Raw genomic sequence first — 14,805 nt, 5'->3', positions numbered from 1 at the left:
GTCGCTGGGAGCAACGATGTCCCTGGGAGCGCCGGCGTCCTCGCCGGCATCAAGCGAGCAGCCGACGGGGACGTCGGCGTTCCCAGCGCTGGTGCCGAAGCTGCGGTTTCCGGAGTTTCGGGACGGGCGAGCGTGGGTAGGAAAGAAGCTGGGAGAGATAACCGAGTTCTCATCCGGGGGAACGCCGCCAAAAGACAACCCCAGTTTCTGGAGCGGTTCGATTCCTTGGATCAGCGCATCAGCAATGCATGAAACACGAGTTCGTAGTTCAGAACTAAACGTGTCCGAGGCAGCAATCGGAAACGGTACTCGCATCGCACCGAAGGGTTCGCTGCTGATGTTGGTCCGAGGCAGCATGCTCTTTAATCGCGTACCAATCTGCGTTGCAGAAGTTGACGTTGCCTTCAATCAAGACGTGAAGTCTTTGTCGGTGGGCCAGAACGTGAGCGGCGAGTTTTTGCTTCATCAACTGTTGGCTGCGGAGTCGCGCATTCCAGTAGACAAAACTGGAATTGGCGCTGGGAAAATTGATACCGATGCTCTCACACAGTTTGATGTTGGAGTTCCGACGCGCGCCGAACAACAAAAAATCGCCGAGTGCCTGAGCACGCTGGACGAGCTGATCGGCGCCGAAAGCCAAAAACTCGACGCGCTCAATGCCCACAAAAAAGGGCTCATGCAGCAGCTCTTCCCCCGCGAAGGCGAAACCCTCCCCCGCCTCCGCTTTTCCGAGTTCCGAAGTGCTCCTGCTTGGGCGGTGAAGGTCGGTTGTGATTTGTTCGCAAACCGCAAGGAAGCCGGGGAAACTGGACTGCCGATCTACTCGGTAACCATCAACGACGGAATGATCCCGCGCGCATCGTTTGATCGTGATTTTTACGACATCGAAGACCCAGCCGGAAACAAGAAAGTCTGCAAGGGCGACATCGCCTACAACATGATGCGGATGTGGCAGGGCGCGCAAGGCGTCGCAGCAGAGGACTGCATGGTCAGCCCTGCCTATGTTGTTCTCGCGCCGAAGGCCGGAGCATGTTCTGACTTCTTTGCCTATCTATTCAAGCTGCCGCATGTTCTTCTTTTGCTGACAGCGACGTCCCGCGGCCTCACGAAAGATCGCCTTCGCCTTTACTTCGATGATTTTGCGCGCATGAGGCTGTGCGTTCCTCAATTCGAGGAACAACAACGCATCGCCTCCTGCCTCTCCTCTCTCGATGACCTGATCGCCGCCCAAAGCGACCAGCTCGAAACCCTCAAGACCCACAAGAAAGGGCTCATGCAGCAGCTCTTTCCGTCGCCATCCCAGGTTGAGGCCAGGACGTGAGCAGCGCTGGGAACGCCGGCGTCCCCGCCGGCATGTCTTCTAAAGCCGACGAGGACGTCGGCGCTCCCAGGGACGTCGATGCTCCCAGCGATGGCACGCCCAGGTGGTATTCGAGAGGCTATCTGCCACACCTCGATTCGCCTCAGGTATTGCAGTCGATCACCTATCGGCTCGCGGACAGCTTGCCGCGAGAGAAACTTGAGCAGTTGCGTGAGGAGCTTCGGCATCTTCCCGAGACGCGCCGTGAGATGGCGAAACGCGAAAAGATCGAATCCTGGCTGGACGCCGGCATGGGAGGCTGCGCGCTCCGCCACCCGGAAGTCGCCGGCTTCGTGCAGCGTTCATTCCTTCATTTTCACTGCGAGCGCTATCACTTGCACGCCTGGTGCGTGATGCCGAACCATGTGCACGTTTTGCTGGAACCGTTGATCGATCTCGCGTCGATCGTGCAGGGCTGGAAGTCGTTCACCGCCCGTTGGATATCGCGCAATCGCGCGGCATTAGGGCTCGACATTCCGGAAGGCGGGCCGGTGTGGATGCGGGAGTACTGGGATCGCTACATCCGCGACGAGAAACACTACGGCTCGGTGGTTGACTACATTCATCAGAACCCGGTCAGGGCCGGTCTTTGCCGCAGTCCGGAAGAATGGCCGTGGTCAAGTGCTGGGAACGCCGGCGTCCCCGCCGGCATGGATTTCAGAGCCGACGAGGACGTCGGCGCTCACAGGGGAGCAGACGAGTGTTGATTCTCTACACCACCGAAGACGGCAAGAGCCAAATCCAACTCCGTGCCAAGGATCAGACGGTCTGGCTGAGCCAGCGCGAGATGGCACAACTCTTCGACACGAGTACGGACAACGTTGGTCTGCATCTCAGAAATATCTTTGAAGACGAGGAGTTACGCCGCGAGGCAACTACCGAGGAATCCTCGGTAGTTCAATCCGAGGGGGAGCGCGAGGTCCGGCGGCCGCTGACGCTCTACAACCTCGACGCCATCCTCGCAGTGGGCTACCGCGTGCGCTCGCCGCGCGGTGTGCAGTTCCGTCGCTGGGCCTCCACCGTGCTCAAGGAGTACCTGCTCAAGGGCTTCGTGATGGATGACGAGCGGCTGAAGAACCCGGACGGCCGCCCGGACTACTTCGACGAGATGCTGGCGCGCATTCGCGACATTCGCGCCTCGGAGAAGCGGTTCTACCAGAAGGTGCGCGATCTCTTTGCACTCAGCACGGACTATGACAAGACTGATCGCGCGACTCAGCAGTTCTTCGCTACGGTGCAGAACCTGTTGCTGTTCGCGGTGACGCAACAGACCGCCGCCGAACTGGTCACGGCACGAGCCGACCCCGGCGATCCGAATTTCGGCCTGCTGGCCTGGAAGGGCGACAAGGTCCGCAAGACCGACATCCTCATTGCCAAGAATTATCTGAATGAGGACGAGATCGACACGTTGAATCGGCTCGTGGTGATCTTTCTGGAAACGGCGGAACTGCGCGCGAAGAACCGTAAGGAAACCCGCATGAGCTTCTGGAAAGAGAACATCGACCAGATCATCACCACCAACGGCTTTCCGCTGCTGGATGGCAAGGGCTCTATCAGCCATGAGCGGATGGAGACGTCCACGTTCGCTCGCTATGTCGAGTTCGACCAGCGTCGCAGACAGCAGGAGGCATTGGCTGCCGACCAAGCCGACGAAGCCGAGCTGAAGCGCCTCGAAGCCAAAATCAAGCGGCGCCCCAAGAAATCCTGATCGCCCTGTTCATGAACGACAAAGACAAACAGCTGCTGGGCAAGACCCTCTGGAACATTGCCGACCGATTGCGCGGTGCGATGAATGCGGACGACTTCCGCGATTACATGCTGGCCTTCCTGTTTCTGCGCTATCTGTCCGACAACTATGAGGCGGCGGCGAAGAAGGAACTGGGGCCGGATTTTCCCCAGTTGTCTGCCGACGACGGCCGTGTACCGCTAGCGCTGTGGTATGCGAACAACCCGGGCGACGTCGTCGAATTCGAGAAGCAGATGCGCCGCAAGGTGCATTACGTGATCAAGCCGGAGCATCTCTGGGCCAGCATCGCCAACCTCGCGAAGAACCAGAGCGACGATCTGCTGGAAACGCTGCGGGAAGGTTTCAAATACATCGAGAACGAATCGTTCCAGAGCACGTTCGGCGGCCTGTTCTCGGAAATCAATCTGGGTTCGGAGAAGCTCGGCAGAACGCACGCCGACAAGAACAGGAAGCTGTGCGAGATCATCAAGGAGATCGCCAAGGGCCTGAACGAGTTTCGCACTGACGTCGATGCGCTCGGCGACGCTTACGAATACCTGATCGGCCAGTTCGCGGCCGGTTCGGGCAAGAAGGCTGGTGAGTTCTACACGCCGCAGCGCATCTCCGACATTCTCTCGGCGATTGTCACGCTGGACAGCCAGGCGCCGGATACCGGCCCCGTGAAGCATCTGGGCAGCGTGTTCGACTTTGCCTGCGGGTCCGGCTCACTGTTGCTCAATGTGCGCAAACGCATGGGGCCGCACGGCATCGGCCGGATCGTCGGACAGGAAAAGAACATCACCACCTACAACCTCGCGCGCATGAACATGCTGCTGCACGGGGTGAAGGACACGGAGTTCGAGATCTACCACGGCGACACGTTGCTCAATGATTGGGATTTCCTGCGAGAAACCAATCCCGCCAAGATGCCGAAGTTCGATGCCGTGGTTGCCAACCCACCGTTCAGCTACCGCTGGGAGCCGAAGGAGGACATGGGCGACGACGTGCGCTTCAAGAACTACGGCGTCGCGCCCAAGTCAGCTGCGGATTTTGCTTTCCTGCTGCATGGCCTGCACTACCTGAAAGACCAGGGTGTGATGGCGATCATCCTGCCGCATGGCGTGTTGTTCCGTGGCGGCGCCGAGGAACGCATCCGTACCAAGCTGCTCAAGGATGGCACCATCGACACGGTGATCGGCCTGCCGCCGAACCTGTTCTACTCGACGGGCATTCCCGTGTGCATTCTGGTGCTGAAGAAGTGCAAGAAGCCGGAAGACGTGCTGTTCATCAACGCCGCCGAGCACTTCGAGAAGGGCAAGCGACAGAACTTCCTCAACGACGGGCACATCGAGAAAATCGTTTCGACCTATCAGTATCGGCGTGAAGAAGATCGCTACGCCAAGCGCGTCTCGATGGAACGCATCGCCGAGGAAGGCTACAACCTCAACATCTCCCGCTACATCAGTACGGCGCAGGCGGAGGCGGAGATCGACCTGAAAGCGACGCATGCCAACTTGATGAAAATCGAGGAAGCAATCCGCGCAGCGACGCGGAAGCACAATGCGTTTCTGAAGGAATTGAATCTGCCGGTGCTGCCCGGTGGAGAGACGCGGGACTGAACGAGTTTGGTGGCTGCGAACTCGAGCCTGTAGAAGATCGCGGTAACTTCGTCGATATCGGCAATCCGGATTTTTCGTGGTGCTTGCGCGTTGCGCCGGCAACGAATCGTGGGGCGGATATCCGCTCCCATGGTTAGGAGTGCGCTCAGTGCACGAACGCCATCACGATCTCGAACAGGATCAGCAGCACGATCGTCAGTTCGAGCAGCTCGGCGCGGCGGCCTGAGGCTTCGTCGTAGAGCGCGATGTAGGTGTCGCGGATGATCGCGAGCTTGCGGTCGACGGCCTGACTGAAGCCGGCGACGCGGAACAGGTCGAGTGCGGCGCTGTAGAGGCGTGCGAGATAGACATCCTCGGTGACCTGCAGCGCGTTGTCGACGCGTTCCTTGAGTTCGGTGACTTCAGCGACCAGGCCGTACAGGCGGCGCGCCAGCTCCGCATAGCGCCGCGGCGCACCGGGCAGCAGCGCGCGCTGCGCGGCTTCGACGAGGTCGTACATGTGCGGCAGTTCGTCGTCGAGCAGTTCGTCGTAGTAGCGCATTTCCAGTAGCTGCGCATTGGCGATTTCGAGCACATCGGCGACGTCGGAATCGCCGCGCGGATCGTAGATGAAGGCGCGATCCCAGGTCAGCACCACGAGATCGTCCTCGTAGTACGAGAAGCGTTGGCGCAGCAGGTCGCGGCGCGTGCCTTCGCCGAGCGGCACGGTCTCGCCGGACAGCAGTTCGACCAGACCACGGTCGTCGATCAGCGACGCAGGCGGCACCGGCTGCTCGAAGGCGCGCACGATGCCGTACAGATAGTCCTCCTGCAGACCGGAGCGGTTCGGGCGTTCGAACGCGGCGCCGGCCACGTCGAACAGCCGCGCCAGCAAGTGCTCCCAGAGCGGATGCTCGACCGCCGGCCCGATGTGGCGGTCGACCTCGTTGAGCAGTGCGGTGTAGGCGCGCCACTCGCAATGCGTGACGGCGATGCGCAGGGCAATGGACACCGCGCCGAAGTCGTAGACGCGCACTTCGACCTGCGCGGTGTGCGCGTGGTGGCCGAGATCGACGGTGACGGGTTCCAGCGGCAGCACCAGCGGCGGCACGTCGAAGGCAACGGCTTTCGGCGGCGTTTTGCGGAAGCCGCCGCGCCGGCTGGCGCCGCCGGGCCGCTGTGCCCACAGGGTTTCGAGTCGCGCCAGGTCGATCGAATAGGCGACGTCGAACAGACGCTGCGTGACGATTTCGCCATCGCGCACGCGCCAATTGTTGCCCGGCATCGGGTTCGTGACTTCGGTGTTCATGCCGGCACGCTACACCGCTGGTGCGCACATCGCCGTGACAGCCGATGGCCGGGCCGTCGCCGATCCGTCGCTGGCGTCGTTCGGACCCGCACGGCCGTCATTCGTCGCAAGCCCGCTCGCGGTGCAGATCCACGCCGCACAAGCTGCAGATCGACCGTGCCAATCAGGGGGGACACCATGTCGTCGATATCCGCTTCCGTCGCTGCGTCTGCGTGTGCGCCCGTCATTTCAGCTCGTGCGCCGACCGCGCGACGCGCGTCGACGGCGCTGCGTGCCAGCGGCGCGTTGTGGCTGTTCGTGGCGGTGTGCGGGCAGATGTTCATGGCCGTCTACGTCACGATCTTTTATGGCGCCGCGGCGCTGCATGGACGCCCGCAGGACTGGAATCAGGTGCTCGCCTATGGCTACCGGGCCGGCGAGCCGCTGCTCAATGGAGTATTGGCGCTACATCTGCTGTTCGTGGTCGTGATCATCGCGGCGGGCGCCGCGCAGCTCGTGCCGGCGGTCCGCCGGCGCTGGCCGCATTGGCATCGGCGCGTCGGCTATCTGTATCTGCTCGCCGCGACGGTGATGGCGCTGGGCGGGCTGGCGCTGGTCTGGTTGCGCGGGGCGGTCGGCGATCTGTCGCAGAATCTGGCGATCAGCGTCAACGCGCTGCTGATCGTGGCCTTCGCCGCTTGGGCGTGGCGCAGCGCGCGCCGTCGCGATCTCGCCGCGCATCGCCGTTGGGCACTGCGTCTGTTTCTCGCGGTCGGCGGCGTCTGGTTCTTCCGGCTCGGGCTGACGCTGTGGCTGGCCATCAATCGCGGACCGGTCGGCTTCGATCCGCAGACCTTCTCCGGCCCGTTCCTGACGGTCCTCAACATCGCCCAGTTCGTCGTGCCGCTGATGGTGCTGGAACTGTTCCTGCGCGCGCAGCGGCGCGGCGCCACCGTACAGTGGGCGGCGGCGACGATGCTGCTGGGGCTGACGCTGCTGACCGCCGCCGGTATCGCGACGGCGACGATGATGTTGTGGTGGCCGCGGCTGTGATCGTCGGCGTGCCCGCCGTTGTCACCTGGATTCCGAGGAGCTTGCGATGCAAGACGTTTCCCTGCTGCGGCTGTACCTGCTGCGCGCGGTTTACGCGTTCATCGCCCTGGGTCTGGCCAGCACCGTCTGGCCGCCCATCGTCCAGCTGGCCGACCTCGCCGCCGGGCCGGGTTCGGTGATTCGGGCGCTGCTCGGGGCATTGGCGCTGCTCTGCGTGCTCGGCCTGCGCTACCCGCTGCAACTGCTGCCGGTACTGTTGTTCGAGTTGCTGTGGAAGTTGATCTGGGTTGGCGCGTCGGCACTGCCGATGTGGTGGCATCAAGGCCTCGATGCCTACGCGGCGGAGACCTTGTTCGCGTGTCTGATGGGCATCGTGCTGGTGCCGATCGCTGTCCCCTGGCGTTACGTCGTGGCGCACTACGTTGCGGCGCCCGGGGATCGCTGGCGGCGCGCGAGCGTCCGTTCCGACATAACCTAGACGCATGCCCACTTCCGCATCGACGACGAAACCGCGCGGTCTGGCGCTGGCCTTCGATTGGCGGCGGCTGCGCTTCGTGCTGCTGTTCTCGGGTGCGCTGGGCGTACTGATCGGCATCGGCTGGAATTCCGGGATGTTCTCGGCCTTCATCCGCGTCGTTGGCCTCGGGCTGTGCGCGATGCTGGCTTTCAGCCTGTTCGAGCAGTGGCCGCCGCGGCTGCCGCGCTGGTGCGCGCGCTGGGTCTTGCAGGTGCTGGCCGTGGCGCTGACGATGCCGATCGTGACGTTCGCGATTTACGTGGCGTCGACGGCCGATGGTGCGCCGCCGTTCTGGGCGGACAAGGAGCGTCTCAGCGGTTTCATGATGCTCGCGGTGCTCGGCGTGCTGCTGGCGCCATGGGCGGCGCTGGCGGCACTGATCCGGCAGAAGGAAGCCTTGGCCCGGCATCAGGCGCTGAGCTTCGCGCTCGAACGCAGCGAGCTGGAGCGGCAGGCGGTCGATGCGCGCTTGCATCTACTACAGGCGCAGGTCGCCCCGCACTTTTTGTTCAACACGCTGGCCAATGTGCAGGCGCTGGTCGACAGCGGCTCGTCGCAGGCTTCGCCGCTGTTGCGCAGCCTCACGGCGTATTTGCGTGCGGCCGTGCCGCGCCTGCACGAGCCGGCGGCGACACTGGCGCGTGAGCTGGAGCTGTGCCGCGCGTATCTGGCCTTGATGCACATGCGCATTCCGGATCGCCTGCAATACAGTGTGCGCGCCGACGAGTCGGCGTTGTCGCTGGTCTGCCCGCCGATGACGGTGCTGACCCTGGTCGAGAACGCCGTGCGTCACGGCATCGACCCAAGTGAGGAGGGTGGCCGCATCGACGTCGAGGTTCAGCGCGATGGCGACCGCTGCCGGATTCGTGTCGTCGATACCGGCATCGGCCTGCAGGCGTCGTCGTCGGGGCTGGGCACGGGTTTGGCGACCTTGCGTGAGCGCCTGCGACTGCGTTTCGGCGACGACGCGCAACTGCGGATCGTGGCGCACGCGCCTCATGGCGTTTGCGCGCAAGCCGAATTCGCTGCGCGAGAGGCGGGCCCATGAATCGCGCACCGACCGCTTTGATCGCCGACGACGAACCCCTGCTGCGCGAGGCGCTGGCGCGCCAGCTTGGCGAGGCCTGGCCGGCGCTGCAGATCGTCGCGCAGGCGCGCAACGGGCGCGAGGCCGTCGAGCAGCATGCGGTGCTGCGACCGGATATCTGCTTTCTCGACGTGCACATGCCGGGCCTGTCCGGCATCGAGGCGGCGCAGCGCATCGGCAGCGTCGCGCACCTGGTCTTTGTCACCGCGTTCGATCAGTACGCGGTGCAGGCTTTCGAGCATGGCGTGCTCGATTATCTGGTCAAGCCGGTGGAGATGCCGCGTCTGGCGGCGACGGTGGCGCGCCTGCAGGCGCGGCTGCGTAGCGCCGAGCCGGCAGCGAATACCGATGCCCTGTTGCAGCAACTGGCCGCACAGTTACAGCGCAGCACGGCGCCGACCTTCCTGCGCTGGTTGCGCGTGCAGGTCGGCGCGCATGTGCGTCTGATCGAGGTCGACGAGATCGACTATCTGCGTGCCGACGCCAAGTACACGATGGTGGCTTGGCGCGGCGACGGCGGGCGTCCATCCGAAGCTTTGGTGCGTACGCCGCTCAAGGAGCTGCTGGCGCAGCTCGATCCGGAGCGTTTCGCGCAGGTGCATCGCGCGGTGGTCGTCAATCTGCGCGCGATCCAGCACGTCGCGCGCGGCGACAACGAAACCGCGGTGATTCATTTGAAGGCGCGCGACGAGACCCTGCCGGTCAGCCGCAGCTATACGCATCGCTTCCGGCAGATGTGAAAAAGCCCGGCGATGCCGGGCTTTTTCTTCGGTGTGACGCGTCGTGCTTATTCGCGGTGCCGGACACCGTGCCGGTGCCGGCGACGCGTGTCACCAGCGTCAGCGGCCATTAGGCGGAGAACCGTAGGTGGAGAAGAGTTAACTCTGGGTTAATCGCCGAGGAGCACCATCGAATCTGTCAGGGGGCAATGTCAGCTGCGCTTCAGTTAGCGTCCACCTTGCAGCTGTCACCCTACTGAGCTCTGCCGGCTGCGGGGAAGATTCAAGGGAAGACGTGGGCCGGCGTCACGTGACGCAAGGAGTGCGCATGTCTTTCATCGTCGGATTACTCATCTTCCTCATGGGCCTGGCGCTCGGCGCGGGCGGCATCTGGCTCGTCTCGCTGGGTGGTTCCTGGTACTACGTCATCGCCGGGCTTGGCATGATGATTTCTGGTGTGCTGCTGATGCGGCGACACCGCGCCGGTGCCTGGGTTTACTGGTTGGTGCTGCTCGGCACGGTCGGCTGGTCGGCCTGGGAGTCGGGCCTTGATTATTGGCGCTGGGTGCCACGCCTCGGCTTGATCCTGGCCCTCGGCATCGTCGTCGCGCTGATTGCGCCGTGGCTGCGCAACGGCCCGTCCGTTCGAAAGTCGTGGAGTCTCGCGGCTGGCTTTGTCGTGGTCTTCGTCGCCGCGTTCGCCCTGGCGTTTGTTCCTTACTACGTGACGCGCGGCGGGCCGGTGCCCGATGCGCCGGTCGCCGGTTCGACGGTGCCGGTCGCGAGTACCGATTCGGGTTTCGTGCAGCCGGCCGATCGCGCCGCCGATCAGGACTGGGCGGCCTATGGCGGCAGTCAGAAAGCGACGCGCTATTCGCCGTTGACGCAGATCACCGCCGACAACGTGGCGCAACTGCAACAGGCCTGGGTCTATCGCACCGGCGACCTGCCGAAGCAACGCTGGGGCGTCGAGAACACGCCGCTGAAGATCGGCGACAGCCTCTACACCTGCACGCCACACAACATCATCATCAGCCTTGATGCGCGCACGGGTAAGGAGCGCTGGCGCTACGATCCGCACGTTGCCGACCAGGCTATTCCATATACGGCCGCGTGTCGCGGTGTCGCCTATTACGTGGTGCCGCCACAGGGCAGCACGGCGCCGTCGGTCGATGCGAGCGCGTCGAGCGACGGTCCGGATGCGAGCGCCGAAAGCAGCGCCGCACCGGCCGCGAACGAGGCGGGCCGCCAGCCGGCCGCCAGCAGCACCGACACGACAACGGCTGCGTCGGACAGCGACACGCCGCCGCCGGCCATGGCTGCGGCCTGCGCGACGCGCATCATCGAAGGCACGCTTGATGGCCGGCTGATCGCGGTTGACGCGGTGACCGGCAAGCCATGCATGGGCTTTGGCGACAACGGTCAGGTCGACATCACCCAAGGCATGGGCGAGACGCCGCCAGGCTACGTCGCGATCAATGCACCGCCGGTCATTGTCCGTGGCGTGATTGTCACCGGCCATCAGGTACTCGACGGCCAGAAGCGCACCGAACCGTCCGGCGTCATCGAAGGCTTTGATGCGGTGACCGGCAAGCTGCGCTGGGGCTGGGACATGACGCATCCGGACTGGACCGGCGCGCCGCCGGACGGCCAGACCTGGACGCGTGGCACGCCGAACATGTGGACCGCCGCTGCCGGTGACGAGCAGCTCGGCTACGTCTATCTCCCGATGGGCAATTCGACGCCGGACTACTGGAGCACCGGGCGCTCGCCGGAAGAGGACGACTACGCCACGTCGCTGGTCGCCATCGACGTCAACACCGGCAAGCCGGTCTGGCATTTCCAGACCACGCATATCGACGTCTGGGACTACGACCTCGGCTCGCAGCCAACGCTGGTCGACTTCCCGACCGATCACGGCAAGGTGCCGGCGGTGATCCTGCCGTCCAAGCAGGGCGAGATCTACGTGCTCAACCGTCAGACCGGCAAGCCGTTGTTCCCGGTCGAGGAGCGCCCGGTGCCGGGTGGTGGTGTCGAGCCGGACCGTCGTTCGAAGACGCAACCGTTCTCGACCTACGCGACGCTGCGCAAGCCGGATCTGACGGCGCGCGACATGTGGGGCATTACGCCATTCGATCAGCTGGCCTGCCGTATCCAGTTCCGTGCGGCCAGCTACAAGGGCATCTACACGCCGCCTGAGGTCAAGCAGCATTCGATCGAGTATCCGAGCTACAACGGCGGCTCCGACTGGGGCAGCATCGCGATCGATCCTGATCGCGGCGTGCTCGTGGCCAACTACAACGACATGCCGAACTACGTGAAGCTGGTGCCGCGCGCGACCGCCGACAAACTCGGCTGGAAGCCACGTGACGAAGGTGCCGACGACGGTTCCGCCGAAGGTGCAGGTGACCCGCAGGCCGGTACGCCGTACGCGGTCAACGTCAACGCCGGTTGGCGGCTGCCGGTCACCGGGCTGCTGTGCAAGCAGCCGCCTTACGGCGGCATTCGCGCGATCGACCTGAAGACCGGCAAGACGCTGTGGGATCGTCCGTTCGGGACCGGGCGTGAGAACGGCCCGTTCGGCATCGCCTCGCATCTGCCGATTCCGATCGGCACGCCCAACAACGGCGGCTCGGTGGTCACCGCTGGCGGTCTGATCTTCATCTCCGCGGCGACCGACGACATGATCCGCGCGATCGACATCAAATCCGGCAAGACGCTGTGGCAGGCACCGCTGCCAGCCGGTGGCCAGGCCAATCCGATGGTTTACTCGATCGACGGTCGTGAATATCTGGTGATCGTTGCCGGGGGCCATCACTTCATGGAAACGCCGGCGGGCGATTACGTGATCGCCTATGCGCTGCCGGAGACGGTGTCGCAGAAGATGGCCACGCCCTGAGGCATCGCCTGCATCCGTCCGCCGCGAGGCGGGCGGACGCTCGGGCACAAATCGCGAACCGCGCGGTGCTTCGCCGCGCGGTTCGCTTTTTTATGCTGCACGCCGTCACCACGTTCGACGGAGTTCATCATGAAATATCGGAGCTGGCTGTCTGCGGCCATCCTGCTGGCGGTCAGCGCCGCGGCACACGCGGGCGAGATCATGCCGTTCAGCGACACGGCGTTCGCGCAATTGACGGCGGCCGACAAGCCCGTGCTAGTCGAGGCGCACGCCGACTGGTGCCCCACCTGTCGCAAGCAGGCGCCAGTCGTCGCCAAGCTGGTGGCGGCGCCAGGCTACGCCGACTACACCGTGCTGAAGATCGACTACGACCACCAGCGCGCCGCGCTCAAGCGCTTTCACATTACCCAGCAGAGCACGCTGATCGTCTATCGCGGCGCGCAGGAGCGCGACCGTGCGGTCGCCGTCACCGATGACGCGTCGATCCGCAAGCTGCTCGACACCGGCCTGAAATGAGGGCATGGCCATGGGTGCCGCGCAGCTGGGCCTCAGCTTCCTCTCCGGGGCCTTGTCGACGCTGTCGCCGTGCGTCCTGCCACTGTTGCCGATCGTGATCGGCTCGGCGGTCGCGGCGCATCGCTGGGGCGCGCTGGCGCTCGGTGCCGGGCTGATCGCCTCGTTCACCGCATTCGGCCTGTTCGTCGCGACCATCGGCTGGTCAATCGGACTGGATGCCGAGACACTGCGCTTTGCAGCCGGCGTGCTGCTGACGCTTACCGGGCTGGTGCTGCTGGTGGCGCCGCTGCGGCGACGCTTCGAACTCGCGACGTCGCAGCTCAGCGCCAGAGGCGATGGCCTGCTGCGGCGGATCACGCCGCAAGGCTGGACCGGCCAACTGCTGATCGGCGTGGTCCTCGGCGCCATCTGGACGCCCTGCGTCGGGCCAACGCTCGGGGCGGCGTCGGCCCTCGCCAGTCAGGGTCGCGATCTCGGCGAGGCCGCCACCGTGATGCTGGCGTTCGCGATCGGTGCCGCACTGCCATTGATTCTCGTCGGCAGCCTGTCGCGACAGGCATTGGGCCGTGTCCGCGGCCGTCTCGCGCACGTCGCGCAATCGGGCAAGCTCGTGCTCGGCGCGCTGTTGCTGTTGCTCGGGGTCGGCATCGTCAGCGGCTATGACCGCACGCTGGAAGCCTGGCTGACGATGCAGGCTCCGGATTGGCTGATCACGCTGACCACGCGTTATTGAGCGCTGCGCGTTAAGCTCGACGGCCGCTACTGCTGCCGGGTGTTCCATGACTGCCTATGTCGCGCTGCTGCGCGCCGTCAATGTTGGCGGCACCGGCAAGTTGCCGATGACCGAACTCAAGGCGATGTGCGAGCGTTGCGGCTTCACGCAGGCCCGCACCTACATCGCCAGCGGCAACGTCGTGTTCGTGAGCAGCAAGCGCGAAGCGCAGGTCAAGGCGCTGCTGCAAGCACAGCTTGCCGACTATGCCGGCAAGCCGGTCGAGGTGCTGGTGCGCACTGCGGCGGAGATGGCGGCCGTGCAGGCCGCCAACCCGTTTGCCGATCGCGCACCGAACCGCAGTGTCGCCATCTTTCTCGACGCAGCGCCGCCCGCCAACGCCGCCGAAGACGTGCTGCATCTCAAGCACGAGGAAATCCGCCTCGGGACCCGCGAACTCTACGTGCACTACGGCGACGGCATGGCCGATTCGAAACTCGTGATCCGTGCAGCAAAGGCCGGTACCGCGCGCAACATGAATACGGTCGCCAAGCTCGCCGAGATGGCGGCGGCGCTCGGCGTCTGAGCCGAGCGGATCGCCGACGACATTGCCGCGAACGCGGCGCAGCCTGTCGCCAGTCGCTGCCGTAAAGCCTGGCGACAGCTCGGGCCCCGGACGCGACCTGTTTCACCAGTGGGCGAGCCGTCCGGCTCAACGCTTCCGGCCGCCGGCATTGGCGATGCCGCGGCGTTCGCCATGCGCCTCGAGGTCATGGCTCGCACTGTTGTCGGGCGAAGGCCAAGGATGGTTCGCGGCCTGCGGCCGTTCGTCGCGGCTCAGCAGGCGCAGCAGTGCGTTGGGGGCGGTGTTTCTGCAGCGTGGCGTGCGGCGATCTGCCAAGCGTTTTCGCTTCCCGCGCGGTGCGGATTCGACATGTGGCTCGGATGCGCGTACGCTGAGCGGGCAAGTATCAAGCAGTGTATTCCGCTATTTAATGCCGCCACGCTTCATCCGCCGGCATGTAATTCCCAGATGCGTTCCTTGACCGTTTGCGCCATTGCGGGTGGTCAATCCGCTTTTTAACTTTGATTAGGAATGTATCCATGAGCAACACTTCTACCGGTACCGTCAAGTGGTTCAACGACGCCAAGGGCTTCGGTTTCATCACGCCGGAAAACGGCGGCGAAGACCTCTTTGCCCACTTCAAGGAAATTGAAGGCAGCGGCTTCAAGAGCCTGGCCGAAGGCCAGCGCGTCGAATACACCGAAGCGCGCGGCCCGAAGGGCATGCAGGCGACGAAGATTCGCCCGCTCTAAGCCGTCACGCTGT

Annotated in this window: 14 protein-coding genes; 13 read left to right on the top strand and 1 reads right to left on the bottom strand. The window is 64.3% G+C overall.

What is annotated here, in order from left to right; all coding sequences use genetic code 11:
* The first annotated feature begins 16 nt into the window (after positions 1–16).
* The 4 genes from G7Y82_RS01580 to G7Y82_RS01565 are packed head-to-tail and all read left to right on the top strand — an operon-like array spanning position 17 to position 4,705.
* Positions 17–1,321, top strand: a complete 1,305-nt coding sequence (locus tag G7Y82_RS01580; RefSeq protein ID WP_168146236.1) for a restriction endonuclease subunit S — start codon at positions 17–19, stop codon at positions 1,319–1,321.
* Positions 1,318–2,067 carry an REP-associated tyrosine transposase gene (locus G7Y82_RS21820; protein ID WP_206370211.1) on the top strand — a complete coding sequence of 250 codons (750 nt, stop codon included), beginning with the start codon at positions 1,318–1,320 and terminating at the stop codon, positions 2,065–2,067. The genes G7Y82_RS01580 and G7Y82_RS21820 overlap by 4 nt, the downstream gene beginning before the upstream one ends.
* Positions 2,061–3,068 (top strand): virulence RhuM family protein, encoded by a 1,008-nt coding sequence (locus tag G7Y82_RS01570; protein WP_366515589.1) that lies wholly within the window; start codon positions 2,061–2,063, stop codon positions 3,066–3,068. The genes G7Y82_RS21820 and G7Y82_RS01570 overlap by 7 nt, the downstream gene beginning before the upstream one ends.
* 11 nt (positions 3,069–3,079) lie before the next feature.
* Positions 3,080–4,705, top strand: coding sequence for a type I restriction-modification system subunit M (locus G7Y82_RS01565; RefSeq protein WP_168146234.1), 1,626 nt, complete (start codon positions 3,080–3,082; stop codon positions 4,703–4,705).
* Positions 4,706–4,850: 145 nt separating this feature from the next.
* On the opposite strand, the gene G7Y82_RS01560 is transcribed toward G7Y82_RS01565, so the two are convergent.
* Positions 4,851–5,993, bottom strand: coding sequence for an RMD1 family protein (locus G7Y82_RS01560; RefSeq protein ID WP_240954005.1), 1,143 nt, complete (start codon positions 5,991–5,993; stop codon positions 4,851–4,853).
* A gap of 321 nt (positions 5,994–6,314) precedes the next feature.
* Between G7Y82_RS01560 and G7Y82_RS01555 the strand changes: the two genes are divergently transcribed.
* From G7Y82_RS01555 to G7Y82_RS01515, 9 genes are all read left to right on the top strand, one after another.
* A complete protein-coding gene (locus G7Y82_RS01555) occupies positions 6,315–7,025 on the top strand; it encodes a DUF2306 domain-containing protein (protein ID WP_206370209.1) in 711 nt (236 codons plus the stop codon).
* Between the two features lie 46 nt (positions 7,026–7,071).
* Entirely contained in the window at positions 7,072–7,503 is a 432-nt protein-coding gene (locus G7Y82_RS01550; RefSeq protein WP_168146232.1) for a hypothetical protein, read from the top strand.
* Between the two features lie 4 nt (positions 7,504–7,507).
* The gene (locus G7Y82_RS01545) at positions 7,508–8,590 is read left to right on the top strand and encodes a sensor histidine kinase (RefSeq protein WP_168146231.1); all 1,083 of its coding nucleotides are present in this window, start codon (positions 7,508–7,510) and stop codon (positions 8,588–8,590) included.
* The gene (locus tag G7Y82_RS01540) at positions 8,587–9,369 is read left to right on the top strand and encodes a LytR/AlgR family response regulator transcription factor (protein ID WP_168146230.1); all 783 of its coding nucleotides are present in this window, start codon (positions 8,587–8,589) and stop codon (positions 9,367–9,369) included. Before G7Y82_RS01545 ends, G7Y82_RS01540 begins: the two co-directional genes overlap by 4 nt.
* Positions 9,370–9,676: 307 nt before the next feature.
* Entirely contained in the window at positions 9,677–12,247 is a 2,571-nt protein-coding gene (locus G7Y82_RS01535; RefSeq protein WP_168146229.1) for a membrane-bound PQQ-dependent dehydrogenase, glucose/quinate/shikimate family, read from the top strand.
* 129 nt (positions 12,248–12,376) lie between these two features.
* Complete coding sequence (locus tag G7Y82_RS01530; RefSeq protein ID WP_168146228.1) at positions 12,377–12,763, top strand: thioredoxin family protein; 387 nt, start codon at positions 12,377–12,379, stop codon at positions 12,761–12,763.
* A 10-nt stretch (positions 12,764–12,773) separates the two neighbouring features.
* A complete protein-coding gene (locus G7Y82_RS01525) occupies positions 12,774–13,496 on the top strand; it encodes a cytochrome c biogenesis CcdA family protein (RefSeq protein ID WP_206370207.1) in 723 nt (240 codons plus the stop codon).
* 46 nt (positions 13,497–13,542) lie between these two features.
* Positions 13,543–14,061 carry a DUF1697 domain-containing protein gene (locus G7Y82_RS01520; RefSeq protein ID WP_168146226.1) on the top strand — a complete coding sequence of 173 codons (519 nt, stop codon included), beginning with the start codon at positions 13,543–13,545 and terminating at the stop codon, positions 14,059–14,061.
* A 518-nt stretch (positions 14,062–14,579) separates the two neighbouring features.
* The gene (locus tag G7Y82_RS01515) at positions 14,580–14,792 is read left to right on the top strand and encodes a cold-shock protein (protein ID WP_168146225.1); all 213 of its coding nucleotides are present in this window, start codon (positions 14,580–14,582) and stop codon (positions 14,790–14,792) included.
* The last annotated feature ends 13 nt before the right edge of the window (positions 14,793–14,805 follow it).

The organism is Solimonas marina (assembly GCF_012241385.1).
Lineage (GTDB): Bacteria > Pseudomonadota > Gammaproteobacteria > Nevskiales > Nevskiaceae > Solimonas > Solimonas marina.
This window is presented reverse-complemented; position numbering and strand designations above follow the sequence as displayed.